11 protein-coding genes and 1 tRNA gene are annotated in these 15,756 nt (G+C 68.9%); 11 read left to right on the top strand and 1 reads right to left on the bottom strand.

Going from position 1 to position 15,756, the window contains the following annotated elements; translation table 11 throughout:
• Nucleotides 1-41: 41 nt before the first annotated feature.
• From amaB to ACQ859_RS29955, 5 genes are all read left to right on the top strand, one after another.
• Nucleotides 42-1,547, top strand: a complete 1,506-nt coding sequence (gene amaB, locus ACQ859_RS29975) for an L-piperidine-6-carboxylate dehydrogenase (protein ID WP_431264034.1) — start codon at nucleotides 42-44, stop codon at nucleotides 1,545-1,547.
• Complete coding sequence (locus ACQ859_RS29970) at nucleotides 1,540-2,643, top strand: 2-oxoadipate dioxygenase/decarboxylase family protein (protein WP_431264033.1); 1,104 nt, start codon at nucleotides 1,540-1,542, stop codon at nucleotides 2,641-2,643. Before amaB ends, ACQ859_RS29970 begins: the two co-directional genes overlap by 8 nt.
• Nucleotides 2,637-4,058 (top strand): FAD-binding oxidoreductase, encoded by a 1,422-nt coding sequence (locus ACQ859_RS29965; RefSeq protein ID WP_431264032.1) that lies wholly within the window; start codon nucleotides 2,637-2,639, stop codon nucleotides 4,056-4,058. Before ACQ859_RS29970 ends, ACQ859_RS29965 begins: the two co-directional genes overlap by 7 nt.
• 91 nt (nucleotides 4,059-4,149) lie before the next feature.
• Nucleotides 4,150-4,234: transfer RNA gene (locus ACQ859_RS29960), tRNA-Leu, on the top strand.
• A gap of 236 nt (nucleotides 4,235-4,470) precedes the next feature.
• Nucleotides 4,471-5,547 carry a LacI family DNA-binding transcriptional regulator gene (locus ACQ859_RS29955; RefSeq protein WP_431264031.1) on the top strand — a complete coding sequence of 359 codons (1,077 nt, stop codon included), beginning with the start codon at nucleotides 4,471-4,473 and terminating at the stop codon, nucleotides 5,545-5,547.
• A gap of 17 nt (nucleotides 5,548-5,564) precedes the next feature.
• Here ACQ859_RS29955 and ACQ859_RS29950 read toward each other — a convergent pair whose 3' ends face one another.
• Nucleotides 5,565-7,118 (bottom strand): tryptophan halogenase family protein, encoded by a 1,554-nt coding sequence (locus tag ACQ859_RS29950; RefSeq protein WP_431264030.1) that lies wholly within the window; start codon nucleotides 7,116-7,118, stop codon nucleotides 5,565-5,567.
• 193 nt (nucleotides 7,119-7,311) lie between these two features.
• On the opposite strand from ACQ859_RS29950, the gene ACQ859_RS29945 reads away from it, so the two are divergent.
• From ACQ859_RS29945 to glk, 6 genes are all read left to right on the top strand, one after another.
• A complete protein-coding gene (locus ACQ859_RS29945) occupies nucleotides 7,312-9,753 on the top strand; it encodes a TonB-dependent receptor (RefSeq protein WP_431264029.1) in 2,442 nt (813 codons plus the stop codon).
• Nucleotides 9,754-9,758: 5 nt separating this feature from the next.
• Nucleotides 9,759-11,060: an ABC transporter substrate-binding protein gene (locus ACQ859_RS29940; protein ID WP_431264028.1), complete on the top strand. Its 1,302-nt coding sequence runs from the start codon at nucleotides 9,759-9,761 to the stop codon at nucleotides 11,058-11,060.
• Between the two features lie 10 nt (nucleotides 11,061-11,070).
• Nucleotides 11,071-12,078, top strand: coding sequence for a carbohydrate ABC transporter permease (locus tag ACQ859_RS29935; protein WP_431264027.1), 1,008 nt, complete (start codon nucleotides 11,071-11,073; stop codon nucleotides 12,076-12,078).
• Nucleotides 12,065-12,907 carry a carbohydrate ABC transporter permease gene (locus tag ACQ859_RS29930; protein WP_431264026.1) on the top strand — a complete coding sequence of 281 codons (843 nt, stop codon included), beginning with the start codon at nucleotides 12,065-12,067 and terminating at the stop codon, nucleotides 12,905-12,907. The genes ACQ859_RS29935 and ACQ859_RS29930 overlap by 14 nt, the downstream gene beginning before the upstream one ends.
• Nucleotides 12,908-13,043: 136 nt before the next feature.
• Nucleotides 13,044-14,420 (top strand): GH1 family beta-glucosidase, encoded by a 1,377-nt coding sequence (locus tag ACQ859_RS29925; RefSeq protein ID WP_431264025.1) that lies wholly within the window; start codon nucleotides 13,044-13,046, stop codon nucleotides 14,418-14,420.
• 166 nt (nucleotides 14,421-14,586) lie between these two features.
• Nucleotides 14,587-15,585: a glucokinase gene (gene glk, locus ACQ859_RS29920; protein ID WP_431264024.1), complete on the top strand. Its 999-nt coding sequence runs from the start codon at nucleotides 14,587-14,589 to the stop codon at nucleotides 15,583-15,585.
• The last annotated feature ends 171 nt before the right edge of the window (nucleotides 15,586-15,756 follow it).

The raw sequence follows: 15,756 nt of genomic DNA, 5'->3' as shown, positions 1-15,756 counted from the left end.
CCTCGCACGACCTGCCTGAACGCCTGAAGGAGAATTCCCCGATGACTTCCACCACCACCGACCTGCTGGCCGCCCTGGGCGTGCCGGCCGCCGCCGTCACCGGCGGCACCATGACCGTCCGCAGCCCCATCGACGGCGCCGTGATCGCCGCGGTCCACGAGGCCAAGGCCGCCGACATGACCGCCGCGGTCGCGAATGCGCAGCAGGCCTTCCTGGCCTGGCGCACCGTGCCGGCGCCCAAGCGCGGCGAGCTGGTCCGCCTGTTCGGCGAGGAACTGCGCGCCAACAAGGCGGCGCTGGCCCGCCTGGTCTCGCTGGAAGCCGGCAAGGTGACCAGCGAGGGCGAAGGCGAAGTGCAGGAGATGATCGACATCTGCGACTTCGCCGTCGGCCTGTCGCGCCAGCTGCACGGCCTGACGATCGCCAGCGAACGTCCCGGTCACCGCATGATGGAACAGTACCTGCCGCTGGGCGTCGTGGGCATCATCTCGGCGTTCAACTTCCCGGTCGCGGTGTGGGCGTGGAACTCGGCGCTCGCGCTGGTCTGCGGCGACACCTGCCTCTGGAAGCCCAGCGAGAAGACCCCGCTGACGGCGCTCGCGACGCAGGCCCTGTTCGAGAAGGCCGTGGCCCGCTTCGACGGCGCGCCGAAGTTCCTGTCGCAGGTCCTCATCGGCGGCGCCGGTGTCGGCGAGGCGATGGTCGACGACGCCCGCGTGGCGCTGGTCTCCGCGACCGGCTCGACCCGCATGGGCCGCGCGGTCGGCCCGCGCGTCGCGGCGCGCTTCGGCCGTTGCCTGCTGGAACTGGGCGGCAACAACGCCATCGTCGTCACGCCGAGCGCGGACCTGGACCTCGCCGTGCGCGGCATCCTGTTCGGCGCCTACGGCACAGCCGGCCAGCGTTGCACGACGACGCGCCGCGTGATCGCCCACGAGTCGATCCACGACGAGCTCGTCACGCGCCTGGACCGCGCACGCGCGCAGCTGAAGATCGGCAGCCCGGTCGAGCCCGGCAACCTGATCGGCCCGCTGATCGACAAGGCCGCCTTCGACGCGATGCAATCGGCCCTGGCCGCCGCGCGCGAGCAGGGCGGCGAGGTCAGCGGCGGCGAACGCGCCCTCGCGTCGCAGTATCCGGAAGCGTTCTACGCGGTGCCGGCGCTGGTTCGCATGCCCGCGCAGTCGGCCATCGTGAAGCACGAGACCTTCGCGCCCATCCTGTACACCCTGAAGTACAAGACGCTGGACGAGGCGATCGCGCTGCAGAACGACGTGCCGCAGGGCCTGTCCTCGGCGATCTTCACCAACGATATCCGCGAAGCCGAGACCTTCGTCAGCGCCAGCGGCTCCGATTGCGGCATCGCCAACGTGAACATCGGCACCTCGGGCGCGGAGATCGGCGGCGCCTTCGGCGGCGAGAAGGAGACCGGCGGCGGCCGCGAATCCGGCTCGGACGCGTGGAAGGCCTACATGCGCCGTACCACCAACACCGTCAACTACTCGCGCGAGCTGCCGCTGGCGCAGGGCGTGAAGTTCGATGTCTGAGCGGACCGCGGAACTGAAGGCGTTGACGGCGCTCAACGCCAAGGTCGCGGCGGCGGTGGACAGCGGACTGTTCCAGCTGCTGCGCGGCGCGCTCGGCGACGAGGCGGCCCGCGCCGCCTTCGCGCGCGTGCAGGTGGTGCCGTCGCTGCTGCGTCCGGCCGGCGAGCGCGTGTCGCGCGCCGAGCTGGCGCAGGCGCTGAACATGGCGCTCTTCCTCGACGTGACCGACCGCGTGCCGATGGCGGCCGCCTACGTGGCCGACCTGCAGCGCGACGGGCAGCAACTGGTCTTCGACCACGGCGCGCTGCGCACGGTGGCCTGGCCGTCAGGCGCGCTGCCGCCGGGCGAGGCCGCGATCACCCGCGTGCTGAGACCGTTGGGCTTCACGATGGCGGCGACCTATCCGCTGCCGCGTCTGAAGATGACCGGCCGCGCCTGGCGCCACGCCGACTTCCCGGAAGACATCGCGCAGTTCTTCGTGTCGGAGCTGCATCCGGAGCGTTTCTCCGGCAGCTTCCAGGGCGCGGTGACGCGGGTGCTGTCGACCTCGCAGGATCCGCTCACGCCGGGTGACCTGGCGATGCTGGAGCACCTCGCGCGCGACGGCGATCTGCCGATCTCGTCCGCCGTGGCGCTGCTGCCGAAGCTGGTCGGCTGCTTTGCCCGGCAGCACGGGCTGTTCGAGGCGGACGACTACCAGCTCCTGCTCACTGAATCGGCCGAGATGGCCTGGATCGCGACGGAGGGCAACGCCTTCAACCACGCGACCGATCGCGTGGCCGACATCGAATCCGTCGTTTCCGCGCAGCGCGCGCTCGACCGGCCGGTGAAGGACTCGATCGAGACCTCGGCCACCGGGCGCGTGCGCCAGACCGCGTTCAAGGCGGCGCGGGTGATGCGCGAGTTCCTCGACCGCGGCCAGCGCGTGATGCTCGAAGTGCCGGGCAGCTTCCACGAATTCATCCAGCGCGCGCCGCTCGATGAGTCGGGTGCGCTGGACCTGGCCTTCGATGCGGGCAACGCGACCGGCATCTTCAAGATGACGGCCGGCGCGGCCAAGGACGCCGACACGACGGGCGAGGCCGCGGCGTGCTGAGCTTCCAGGCCGGCGGCTTCCTCGCGGAAGCGAGTGCCGTCTGCGGCGAAGCCTACGTGCAGGTGGGGGCGGACATCGAGCCGCGCTTCCTGCAGCCCGCGCGCTATGCGGCGGGACGGGCGGCTGCGCTGGTGCGCCCCGGCAGTCGCGACGAAGCGGCGCGCGTGCTGGCACTCGCGGCGGCCTGCGGGCTTCGCGTGGTGGTGCAGGGCGCGCATACCGGGCTGGTCCGCGCCGGCACGCCCGATGATGCGAACGGCGAGGTGCTGCTCAGCACCGAGCGCCTGCGCGAGGTCTTCGAACTCGACCTGCTCGACCGCACGCTGCGCGTGTCGTCGGGCTTCCGGCTGTCGGAGATCAACGAACGCCTCGAGTCGCACGGCCTGTGGTTCCCGGTCGACCTGAGCGCCGACCCGTCGATCGGCGGCATGGTCGCGCACAACACCGGCGGCACGCGGATGCTGCGCTACGGCGACGTGCGCGCCAACACGCTGGCGCTGGAAGTCGTGCTGGCCGAACCGGCGGGGCAGGTCTTGCGCCTGGGGCAGGGGCTGCAGAAAGACAACTCGGCGCTCGCGCTGGGACAGCTCTTCATCGGTTCCTCGGGCAGCCTGGGGCTGGTCAGCGAGGTCACGATCAAGCTCGCGCCGTTGCCGCGTCAGCGGGCCGTGGCGCTGGTGGCGCCGTCGTCGCTGGCGGAGGTCTTCCCGCTCTATGCCGACGTGATGCAGCGCTGGGGCGGGCTGGTGTCCGCCTTCGAGGGCATCAGCCGCGCGGCGCTGGAGGCCGGACTGCACGGCCAGGACGTCGCGCGCTGGTTCGAGGGCCAACTGCCGGACTACGCGATGCTCATCGAGCTCAGCAGCGAGCTGCCGGCGGATCAGCTCGCGCTGGACGGACTGCTCCAGGGCTGGCTCGAAGGCGAATTCGAATCGGGACGGGTGCGGGACGCGGTGCTGGACGCCGACGAGGCGATCTGGGGTCTGCGCCATCGCATCAGCGAAGGGCTGCGGGTGCAGGGCAAGGTGATTGGGCTCGATCTCTCGCTGCCGCGCCGGCACTTCATGGCCTTCCGCGAGCGCGGGGCAGCCTGGCTCGCGGAGCGCTTCCCGCAGGTGAGGCTGGCCGACTTCGGCCACCTGGGCGACGGCGGCATGCACTTCAACATGGTGTGGCCGGCGAGTGCGGGAACGCTCGCGCCGGAGCAAGAGCTGACCCTGCGCGAGGGCCTGTATGCGCTGGTCGCGGAGCTCGGCGGATCGATCAGCGCGGAGCACGGCGTCGGTCCCCAGCTCCAGGAGGCGTACCGCGCGCACTGGGAGCGCGTGGAGCCGGCCATGCTGGATTGGGCGCGGAGAGTACAGATGTTGTGGGATCCGCACACGCGTCTCGGGAAAGTGAAGTGGGGCGGCTGAAACGCTTGCCTGATTCCAAAACCGTGCTAAAGTCCAATTCTTCGCTGCACACAGCAGTCAAACGCAATAGCGGCGAAGAAAAATCCTGAAAGCCCAGGTGGCGGAATTGGTAGACGCACTAGTTTCAGGTACTAGCGGGTAACTCCGTGGAGGTTCGAGTCCTCTCCTGGGCACCAAATCTGAAAAGCCGGCTTCTAGCCGGCTTTTCTCATTCTGAAGCCCAGGAAGTGATGTCCGGGGGACATCACGCGAGGACTCGAATGGTTTGGACCGGGAGGTCCAAACCGGGGTCGCGCTTGCGTGACCGGGTCGTCTCCTGCGGGGTCAGCGAGCGGAGTTGAAGTGCTCCGGGGCTTCCCGCCCGCACTGATCGTGTCCATATGGCAAAGTCGGGCGAGCATTTCGGATCCTTATGCCGCCACGTAAACCCGCCACCATCATCGACGTCGCTCGCGAAGCGGGCGTCTCCATCAAGACGGTATCCCGGGTCCTGAACCAAGAGCCCGGCGTCCACTCCGAAACCCGTGAAGCGGTGCTGAAGGTCGTCGCCGACCTCAAGTACCGCCCCAAGCAATCCGCGCGCAGCCTGGCCGGCGGACGGTCCTTCCTGATCGGCCTGCTGTACTACGACCCGTCGGCGGCGTTCGTCGGCGGCGTCCAGCAAGGCGCGACGCTGCGCTGCCGCGAGGCCGGCTACCACCTCGTCGTCGAGTCGCTCCACAACGACGCCCCGGACCTCGCGATGCAGGTCGACCGCATGGTCTCGGCGCTGCGTCCGGACGGGATGATCCTGACCCCACCGCTGTGCGACAACCCGCAGGTGCTGTCCGCGCTCCGCGAGAGCCAGACCCCGTGCGTGCTGATCTCCCCGGCGGCCGACGAGCCCGATCACCCGAGCGTGCGCATGGACGACGTGCACGCGGCGGAGGAGATCACCAACCTGCTGATCAGCCTGGGCCACACGCGCATCGCGATCATCAAGGGCGCAAAGGAGCAGGTGGCGTCCAAACGCCGCTACCAGGGCTACCTGGCCGCCTTGAAGGCGCACAAGCTGCCGCTCGACAAGGACCTGGTGGTGCAGGGCGACTTCACCTTCGACACCGGCGTCGAGGCGGCCTACCAGCTGCTGAGCCGCCGGCAGCGCCCGACCGCGGTCTTCGCCAGCAACGACGACATGGCGCTGGGTGTGCTCGCCGCGGCGCAGCGCCTGGGCCTGGCCGTTCCGGGCGACCTCTCGATCGCCGGCTTCGACGACACGCCCGCCGCCGCGCGCGTGTGGCCGCCGCTGACGACGGTGCGTCAGCCGATGGACGACATGGCGCGCGCCGCCGTCGATCTGTTGATCGGCACGCCGCGCGATGCCGAGCCCGAGGTCGGCGCCGAAGAGGCCGTGAAGCCCAAGCACCGCGTGCTGCCGCACGAACTGGTCGTGCGTGACTCCACGGCGGTGCTCGGCACCAAGGCCGCACCGCGGCTCAAGAAGGCCTGAGCGCCTTCGCGCCGCCCTCAGGCGGCGCGCTTGCCCGTCCGCGCGAGGAGCTGCTCGATCAGCACCCGATGCGGCGGCAGGTCCCGCAGCGCATGCGCGCCGAGTTGCGCGATCGTCGCGAACTCCTTGCGCGCCTCCTCGCTGCGCATCAGCGCGGCGGCGCCCGTCCCGAGCTGCGTCTCGAATTCCATCCCGTAGAGCACGTACTGCCAGCTTGCCGGCAGGTACATCTCGACGTCGGTGATGAAGTCCAGGCGCTGCGGCGGCCGGCAACGCCACATGGCGAGCTTCTCCTTCAGCGTGTCGGTGAATGACGCTGGATCGGCGTTGTCGCGCCAGAACGCCGTGTCCGTGCGCTGCGTCAGGCCGTAATGCAGTTTGATGAAGTCGACGATGCGCGCGTAGCGCTCGTTCATGAACGCATTGAAGTGCTTCGCCACCGGCGCCGTATCGCCGTTGAACGGGAACAGCTGCCCGATCAGATAGGCCGCTGTCTCGATGAGCCCGATGCCGGACGACTCCAGCGGCTCCAGGAAGCCGCCTGACAGCCCGACCGCCACGCAATTCTTCACCCACTGCGTCTCGCGATACCCGATGTTGAGCGCGAGCTTGCGCGGCGTGAGAGCGTCCGACGCCGGGCCGATGTAGCGGCGCAGCGCGCGCTCCGCTTCCGCGTCGTCGCAATGCCGGCTGCTGTACACATGGCCGATGCCGCGCCGCTCCTGCAGGCCGATGTCCCAGATCCAGCCGTGGTCCTGCGCGCTCGCGATCGTGTACGACGCGATCGGCGCGTCGGGTCGCGCATACGGCACCTGCATCGCCAATGCGCTGTCGACGAAGAGCACGTCGCGCATCGACTTGAACGGCGAGCCCAGCGCCTCGCCGATCAGCCGCGCCCGGAAGCCGCTGCAATCGACGTAGAGCCCGGCCGTCAACGTGCCGGCCTCCTTCGTGTGCACAGCGGAGATGGCGCCCTGTTCATCGAGATCCACGCGATCCACCGTCGCGATCACGCGCTTCACGCCGAGCGCCTGTCCATGCTCCGCGAGCAGCGCCGCGAAGCGTCCCGCATCGAAGTGGTACGCGTAGTTCAAGGGCCCGAGAAAGTCGCCATCGCTCGCGCGCTTCGGCCCGTGCCGCGCATCCGCGACGGCCTTCTGCAGCGTCACCGCCTCGGCGAACGCGCGACCCTCACCCGCGTCGCCCATCAGCCAGTACGGCAGCAGTTCCGGCGAGCCGGGTCGCTGGCTCGGCTGGCTGAACGGATGGAAGTAGTGATCGGTGCCCGCCGTGCCCGGTGGCCGCACCCAGTGCTCGAAACGGATGCCCTGCTTGTACGTTGCCGAGCACGCCTCGAGGAACTCCGCCTCGCCGATGCCGATCGCCGACAGCGTCCCGCGGATCGAGGGGAAGGTCCCTTCGCCCACGCCGATGATGCCGATGTCGCTGGATTCCACCAGCGTGATGCCGACGCCGCCGTGCGCGGTGCCGAGCTGCCGCGCGAGGAAGGCGGCGGTCAGCCAGCCGGCCGTGCCGCCGCCGACGATGAGGAGGTCCTGGATGGGTTGCATGGGCTTGTCTCCGGTGATCTTTTCAGGCGCAGCATCGAGGCCGCGATCTACGGGTAAATGATAGTGAGCAAAATGACAACGATGTCAATCAGGGCGTTGACAACGTTGTCATGCGTTGCCTACGATGCACTCAAATTAGAAGAACACGCCCACCCGGAACAGAGCTTCGAATCGAAAGCCACCAGGAGACAACATGACTGACCGCCTCATCCGCCGGCCGCGCCTCGGCCTTTCCTCGCCCGTCCAGATCGCCGTGCTCGCGCTGCTGGCCGGAGCGGCCCACGCCCAATCGACCGAGGCCCCCGCGCCGACGCCGCAGGCCGACACCAGTGCCGCGGCCTCCGCCGACGGCAAGGAGAACAAGGCACTGCCGCAGGTCGTCGTCACGGCGACCAAGCGCGCCACCTCGCTGCAGAAGACCCCGATCGCGGTGACCGCGATCAGCGCGTCGACCATCGACGACGCCCACGTCAAGAGCATGCTCGACGTGTTCAACCTCGTGCCCAGCATGCAGGGCACGGGGCAGGGCGACCACGGCATCGTGAGCATCACGCTGCGCGGCATCGGCAACGACTCGGCCAAGACCGAGTACGCCGACCCCGAGGTCGCGCTGTTCGTCGACGGCGTCTTCGCGCCGCGCCCCGAAGGCGCCGCGACCATGCTCTTCGACCTCGACGGCATCGAAGTGCTGCGCGGCCCGCAGGGCACGCTGTGGGGACGCAACTCCACCGTCGGCACGATCAACATGAAGACGGCCAAGCCGGTGCTGAAGGACAACACCGGCTACGTCGAACTCGGCACCGGCAGCTACAACCGCCTGGGCGCCAAGGGCGCGATCAACATCCCGCTGGGCGACACGCTCGCGGCGCGGGTCGCGTTCATCCACGAGCAGCACGACGGCTACGTCGACTACCAGAAGCCGACGCAGTACACGATCGCGCAGCAGCAGGCCGCCTACAACGCGGGCAACACGGCCGGCACCTTCCCGCCGTTCCAGCCGCTGAACTACAACCTGTTCACCACCGGCGGACCGAAGTACAACGCGCAGGACCAGACCGCCGCGCGCCTGAGCCTGCTGTGGCAGCCGATCAAGGAGTTCCGCTGGGACGTGTCGGTGGAGCAGTTCGCCGACCGCGGCACGCCGGCGATGAGCCTGATGCAGACGCCGCGGGAAGGCCAGAAGTTCTGGTCCGCGCTGATCGACACGGCGCCGTCGCTCAAGCGCGACTCCACCTCGATCCGCAGCCGCGCCGAGTACGACCTGGGCGGCATGTCGCTGGCCTACGTCGCGGGCTACACCCACTTCAAGGGCTCGGGCACCTACGACCAGGACCTCGGCGTGCAGATGCCGACCAGCTTCACGACGGGCGCCAACCATCAGGAAGACAACACGGTCTGGACCAGCTACCGCAGCCAGAGCCACGAGCTGACGCTGCAGAGCACGCAGAAGCAGACCATCGACTGGGTGCTGGGCCTGTACTACGCGGCCGAGGACAACGGCATCCGTTTCGACATCCCGATCATGAACGGGACGCAGCAGGGCACGGTGAGCTGGCAGGGTTCGTTCATCCAGCCGAAGGAGACGGTCGATTCCAAGGCGGCCTTCGGTCAGGCGACCTGGAACCTGACCGACGCCTTCCACGTGACCGGCGGCCTGCGCTACACGCACGACGACCGCAAGAACATCGGCGGACGCGGCTGGACCTGGAACGGCAACCCCGCCGCGCCGCAGATTCCGCTGAACCCGACGATCGATCCGACCGATCCGGCCAACGGCTACGTCGCGGGCAACATCAACGACGCCCACTACAAGGGCAGCAAGACGACCTGGCTGGCGCGCGCGACCTACGACATCGACAAGAGCTCGATGGCCTATGGCAGCGTGTCCACCGGCTACAAGTCCGGCGGTACCGGCGACGGCGGCCTGCCCTACGGCCCGGAGACGCTCACCAACTACGAGGTCGGCTACAAGACCTCGCTGCTGGACGGTCGGATGACCTTCAACGTCAGCGCGTACCACATGAAGTTCAAGGACTTCCAGTTCAGCGCGCCGGTGATCGTCAACGGCAACCGCCAGTTCGCCTACTCCAACGCGGAGGGCGCGAAGGTGTCCGGCGTCGAGCTCGAGACGGCCTGGATGATCACCAACGACGACAAGCTGATGCTGTCGGCCTCGTACACGAAGACCAAGCTGGGTCAGCTCGTGGCGGCGTCCAACGACTACCAGCTGCCGACCTGCTTCGACGCGACGCTGGGCGGCACCTGCCTGAACGTGACCGGCCACGAGCTGCCGCACGCCCCCAAGGTGGCGATCCAGCTGATGTACGAGCACGTCTTCCCGCTCGCCAATGGCGATCAGGTCGCGCCGCGCATCAGCTACCACTACCAGTCGGCGAATTGGCTGTCGGTCTTCAACCTGGGCGACGGCGATCGTCAGAAGGCGTATTCGACGGCGGACATCAGCGTGCGCTACTCGTCGAAGAAGAACTGGTACGTCGACGGCTTCGTGCGCAACGTGTCGGACGAGAAGATCAAGACCAGCGCCGGCAGCGCGGTCAGCTTCGCCAATCCGGTCTGGACCGCGCAGTACGCGGCGCCACGCACCTTCGGCGTGAACGCGGGCTACAACTTCTGACCGCTGTGCCCGATCTCCACCTGACCCGGCGATCGGCGGCGCGTGCGCTGCTGGTGGCCGGGGCGGCCGCCGCGCTCCCCGGGGCGTTTCCCGCGGTAGCCCAGGTGGCCCCGACGCGCGCGCCGACTTCGGTGCTGCGCGTCGCCACATTCCCCGACCTCGACCGTGCCGCGATCGCGGCCGCGCCGCGCTGGCGCGCGCTGCATCCGGACGTCGAGCTCAAGTTGCTGTCGATGCAGTACGCGGATCACCACCTGTCGATGACGACGGCGTTGGCCACGGGCTCCGGCCTGCCCGACGTGATGGCGATCGACCTGCGCTACATCGGCAAGTTCGCCGGCTCGGGCGGCTTCGTCGACCTGAATCAGGCACCGTTCCACGCGGCCGCGCATGCCGACGAGTACGTCCGCTTCGCGATGGCGCAGGGCGTGGGTCCCAACGGCGCGCAGGTCGCGATTCCCGCCGACATCGGTCCCGGCACCTTGATCTACCGCAAGGACCTGCTCGACAAGGCCGGCGTCGACGAGGCGGAGATCACCCGCGACTGGACCTCCTACCTCGCCGCCGGTGAACGCATCCGCAAGACCACCGGCGCCTACCTGATGGCCGACGCGGCCGATCTGCGCGACATCGCGCTGCGCCAGGGGCTGCAGGACGGCGAAGGTCTCTACTTCGATGCGGAAGGTCGCGTGCTCGTCGAGTCCGCGCGCTTCCGCCACGCCTTCGAGCTCGGCCGCGCCGTGCGACGCGCGGGCCTGGACGCGCGCGCGATCGCGTGGACCAACGACTGGGCGGCCGGCTTCAAGCAGGGCCGCATCGCGACGCAGATGATGGGCGCCTGGCTCGTCGGCCAACTGCGCAACTGGATCGCGCCGCAGACGGCGGGGCTGTGGCGTTCCGCGCCGCTGCCCGGCGGCGTGCAGGCCGCGTACGGCGGATCGTTCTATGCGATCCCGAAGAAGGCCGCCAACAAGACCGCCGCCTGGGACTTCATCCGCCTGATGACGGCCGACGCGCAGGTCCAGCTGGAATCGCTCAAGGTGCTGGACAGCTTCCCCGCGATGCGCGCGGTGCTGCGCGATCCGGTGATGGACGAGCCGATCGAATTCCTCGGCGGACAACGCGCACGTCAGCTGTGGCGCGAGACCGCGTCGCACATCCCCGCGATCCCGGTCAACCGGTTCGACGTGCTCGCCACGACCGTGATCCGCGACGAGTTCGAGCGCGTCATTTCCAAGGGCAAGGCCATCGCGGAGGCGCTGGCCGACGCGCGGTATCTCATCGAGCGCCGCGCTCGCCGCCGCTGAGGCCACAGGCATGAACGCGCGCCCATCTCCCTCGCTCGCCGCCCCGCGCCCGTCATGGCTGCGGTTCCCGGCGCTGCGTTCGCGACGCCTCGCGCCCTACCTGTTCATCGCGCCGTTCTTCGCGCTGTTTCTGGTGTTCAGCCTGTTCCCGCTGCTCTTCTCGGTCTACCTGTCGCTGCAGCAGTGGAACCCGGCCGAGGGCCTGCACACGATGCATTGGGTCGGGCTGGAGAACTACGGCTACGCGCTCACCGATCCGTGGTTCTGGGACGCGCTCTACAACACGGCCTGGTTCGCGCTGGTGGCCGGCGTGCCGCAGCACCTGGTGGCGCTGCCGCTGGCGTTCTTCATCCATCGGCGCTTCAAGCGCGGCCGGGACCTGATCGTCGGCGCGTACTTCGTCCCGTACATCACGTCGAGCGTGGCGATCGCGCTGATCTTCACGACGCTCTACTCGAAGGACTACGGCCTGATCAACGCCGCGCTGGCCGAGCTCACGCGGATCCCGTTCATCGGCAGTCCGCTCGCGTCGCTGACGGCCTTGAAGGACGGCGGCATCGACTGGCTCGGCGACGCCGATGTCACGCGACCCGCCGTGGCCTTCGTCGTGTTCTGGCGCTACCTGGGCTGGAACCTGGTGCTCTACCTGTCGGGCCTGCAGGTCATCGACAAGGACCTCTACGAAGCGGCGACGCTGGACGGCGCCACCGAGTGGCAGCAGTTCTGGCACGTCACGCTGCCGCTGCTCAAGCCGATGATGTTCTTCGCGGTGACGCTGACCCTCATCGGCAACCTGCAGCTGTTCGAAGAACCCTTCATCCTGGTCGACGGCGAGAAGGGCGTGTCGTCGTCCGTGATGACGACGGCGATCTTCATGTACCGGACGGCGTTCTCGGACGGCGACTTCGGCACCGCGTCGGCGATGTCGTGGCTGATGTTCGTGCTGATCGCCGCGCTGACCTGGCTCAACGCGCGGCTGTTCGGCCGCGACCCGCGGAGCGCCCATGGCAAGCGCTGAACGCCATTCGCGGGTTCCGTCGGCGTGGCCGGCGCGGCTGCTCGTGGCGGCGGGCGCGGTGCTGCTCGTGGCGCCGCTGTACTTCACCTTCGTCTTCGCGACGCACGGGCGCACGGAGATCTTCGACAACCCGCCGCCGCTGTGGTTCGGCGACGCGGCGGCCTCGAACCTGCGGCTGCTCGAAGAACGCCTGCCGTTCTGGCGCAACCTCGGCATGAGTCTCTACGTCGCCTCGATGACGACGGTGCTCAACCTGCTGCTGTGCTCGCTGGCGGGCTACGCGTTCGCGATCTACGAGTTCCGCTTCAAGGGCACGCTCTTCGCGATCGTGCTCGGTTCGATGATGCTGCCGGCGTTCATGCACATGATCCCGAGCTTCATGGTGATGGACGCGCTGGGCTGGATCGACGAACCGCGCGCGCTTTACGTGCCGGCGGCGGCGAGCGCGCTGGGCATCTTCCTGATGCGCCAGTACATCGGCTCGGCGATCCCGCCCGACCTGATCGACGCCGCGCGCATCGACGGCTGCGGCGAGCTGCGCATCTTCTGGAGCATCGTGCTGCCGCTGCTCATGCCGGCGCTCGGCACGTTGGGCCTGATCACCTTCATCGCGAGCTGGAACAACTTCGTCGCGCCGCTGGTCGTCATGCGCTCGGCCGAGCACTACACGCTGCCGCTGGCGCTGCGCTCGATGCAGGCGCCCAACAACACCGAATGGGGCGCGCTGATGATCGGCAGCGCCATCGCGATGCTGCCCTTGCTGGTGGCGTACTTCTTCAGCGCCCGGCGGCTGGTCGCCGGGCTGACCTCGGGCGCCGTGCGCGGCTGACCGAACCGACGCCGGACACGCCATGCCCACGCCCGCTCCAGCGAATTCTCCTGCGACATCCGCCTCCGGCGTGATGTCCTCGACCTCTTCGAATCCTTCGATCCCTTCGATCCCTACGACCACGACTGTCACCACCATGCACGCGAACGACGCCAACCCCGCCGCAGACACCGCCACCTTCCAATCGCTGATCCAGTCGTTGCCCGCGGACTTCCAATGGGGCTCCGCCACCAGCGCCGCGCAGATCGAGGGCGCCGCCCGAGAGGACGGCAAGGGCGAGTCGATCTGGGACCGCTTCTGCGCCCAGCCCGGCCGGATCAAGGACGCGTCCAACATCGACGTGGCCTGCGACCACTACCGCCGCTATCCGGAGGATGTGAAGCTGATGAAGTGGCTGGGCCTGGACGCTTACCGCTTCTCGTTCTCGTGGCCGCGCGTGCAGCCGCTGGGGCGCGGCGCGTGGAACGAGGCCGGCTTCGCGTTCTACGACCGGCTGATCGACGAGCTGCTCGCCGCCGGCATCAAGCCCAACGCGACGCTGTACCACTGGGACCTGCCGCAGGCGCTGGACGATTCCATCGGCGGGCTGCTGTCGCGCGACGTGGTGCCGCTCTTCGCCGAGTACGCCGCGGAGATCTCGCGCCGCTTCGGCGACCGGCTGTCGACGATCGCGACGCTGAACGAGCCGTGGTGCTCGGCCACGCTGGGGTATGAGACCGCGCAGTTCGCGCCCGGCCACACGAACCGAGGGGAGGCCTATCAGGTCTCGCACCACCTGCTGATGATGCACGGCGCCGCGATCCAGGCGATGCGCGCGGTCGGGTCGAAAGCGCAGCTCGGCATCGTGCTGAACCACACGCCGTCCTTCCCGGCCGACCCGCTGAGCGAAGACGACCGCCGCGCCGCGCGCATCGACGACGGCACCAACGTGCGCTGGTACATGGACCCGGTGTTCCGCGGGCAGTACCCGGCCGACATCGTGGAGCACCTGGGCGCCGACGCGCCGAAGATCCAGGACGGGGACCTCGCGCTGATCCAGCAGCCGCTGGACTTCCTGGGCATCAATTTCTACACGCGCAGCGTGCTCAACGGGCGGCAGCAGTTCGTGACGCCGCCGGGAGAACTCGGCTTCACCGACATGGGCTGGGAGATCTATCCGCAGGCGCTGACGCAGCATCTGCTGCGCATCACCCGCGAGTACACGCCGCCGCCCATCGTGATCACCGAGAACGGCATGGCCAACGCGGACAGCATCGTCGACGGCCGCGTGCCCGACGCGGCGCGCATCGCCTACCTGCGCGGCCACCTGGAAGCGCTGGCCCAGGCGGTGGCGCTGGGGGCCGACGTGCGCGGCTACTTCTACTGGAGCCTGCTGGACAACTTCGAGTGGAACTCGGGCTACCTCAAGCGCTTCGGGCTGTTCCACGTCGATTACGCGTCGCAGCAGCGGCTGGCCAAGGACAGCGCGCACTGGTATCGCGACGCGATCGCGGCGTTCAAGGCCGGTCGTTGACGCGCGTGCGCCAGGGCACGTTCAGCGCGACGCGCTAAACACCGGCCGCGACCCTGTCCGTCACCCGGGATCCGGCGGCGGACTGTGGCAGCATCCAGGGCTTTCGACGGGCAGGCGGCCAGCTTGCCCCGCGACGGCATGGAGTATCGGTGAAGGAGCACAAGGCATGACACAAGGCGCAATCGGGGCGCCGGCGCGCTTGCTGGCGGATGTGGGCGCGACGCACGTGCGTTTCGCCAGCCAGGGCGGCGCGGCCGGGCCACTGGAACATGTGGCGCGGTATGTCTGCCAGGACTTCGACACGCTCGCGGACGCGATCTTCTATCACCTGCATCGCGAGGGCCTGCCGACGCCGCGCAGCTGCGCGATTGGCATCGCAACGGCGGTCACCGGCGACCATGTCCGGATGACCAATCATCACTGGAGTTTCTCGACGCGGGCGCTGCAGTCGGCGCTCGGCGCGGAGCGGTTGCTGGTGATCAACGACTTCACCGCGCTGGCGCTGGCCTTGCCGGGCATCGGCCCGCAATCGACGCGCAAGGTTGGTGGCGGCGAGGCCGTCGCCGGCGCGGCGCGGGGCCTGGTGGGTCCCGGCACGGGACTGGGCGTCTCCGGACTGCTGCCCTCGGAGGACGGCACGTCGATGGTCGCCGTCGGCGGAGAGGGCGGGCATGCGACGCTCTCGTCCTACGAGCCCGAGGAACGCGCGGTGCTCGACCTGTTGCACCGCCGCTTCGGGCACGTGTCGGCAGAGCGGGCCGTGTCCGGGCCCGGGCTCGAGAACCTCTACACGGCGCTCGCGGAACTCCGCGGCCTCAAGCTCGCGCCCGGCGAAGGCCGCAGCGCACCGGCCATCACCGCCGCTGCGCTCGCGGGCGAGTCGTTCAGCAGCGACGTCGTCAACATGTTCTGCGCGCTGCTCGGCGACATCGCCGGCCACGTCGCACTCACGCTCGGCGCCCGCGGCGGGCTCTACATCGGCGGCGGCATCGTGCCGCGCCTCGGCGAGTGGTTCGATCGCAGCCCGTTCCGGGCGCGCTTCGAGACCTGCGGGCGGCTGACCTCGTATCTGCGGGCCATCCCGACCTTCGTCGTCCATGAGGCGGATCAGGCGCCGCTGCTCGGCGCGAGCCGGGCGCTGGATCGGGAAGTGCTGACGCACTGAGTGCGCCTGTCCTTCGGCGGCCTGGGCGTTGGCCGCCGATGCATGGGGCCTTGGCGTCAAGCGCCAAAACCCCACGCATCACCGTCCCCCATCACTGTCGTCCTTCCGCGGTTTTGGTACCGGGGACTGCGAAGGCTTGGGACCGAGGGGCAATGAAAAACGGCCGGTGAC

The organism is Roseateles chitinivorans, assembly GCF_050632235.1.
Taxonomy (GTDB): Bacteria; Pseudomonadota; Gammaproteobacteria; order Burkholderiales; family Burkholderiaceae_C; genus Roseateles; species Roseateles chitinivorans_A.
Note: the sequence above shows the minus strand (reverse complement) of the source record. Positions and strands in the feature narration are given on the sequence as shown.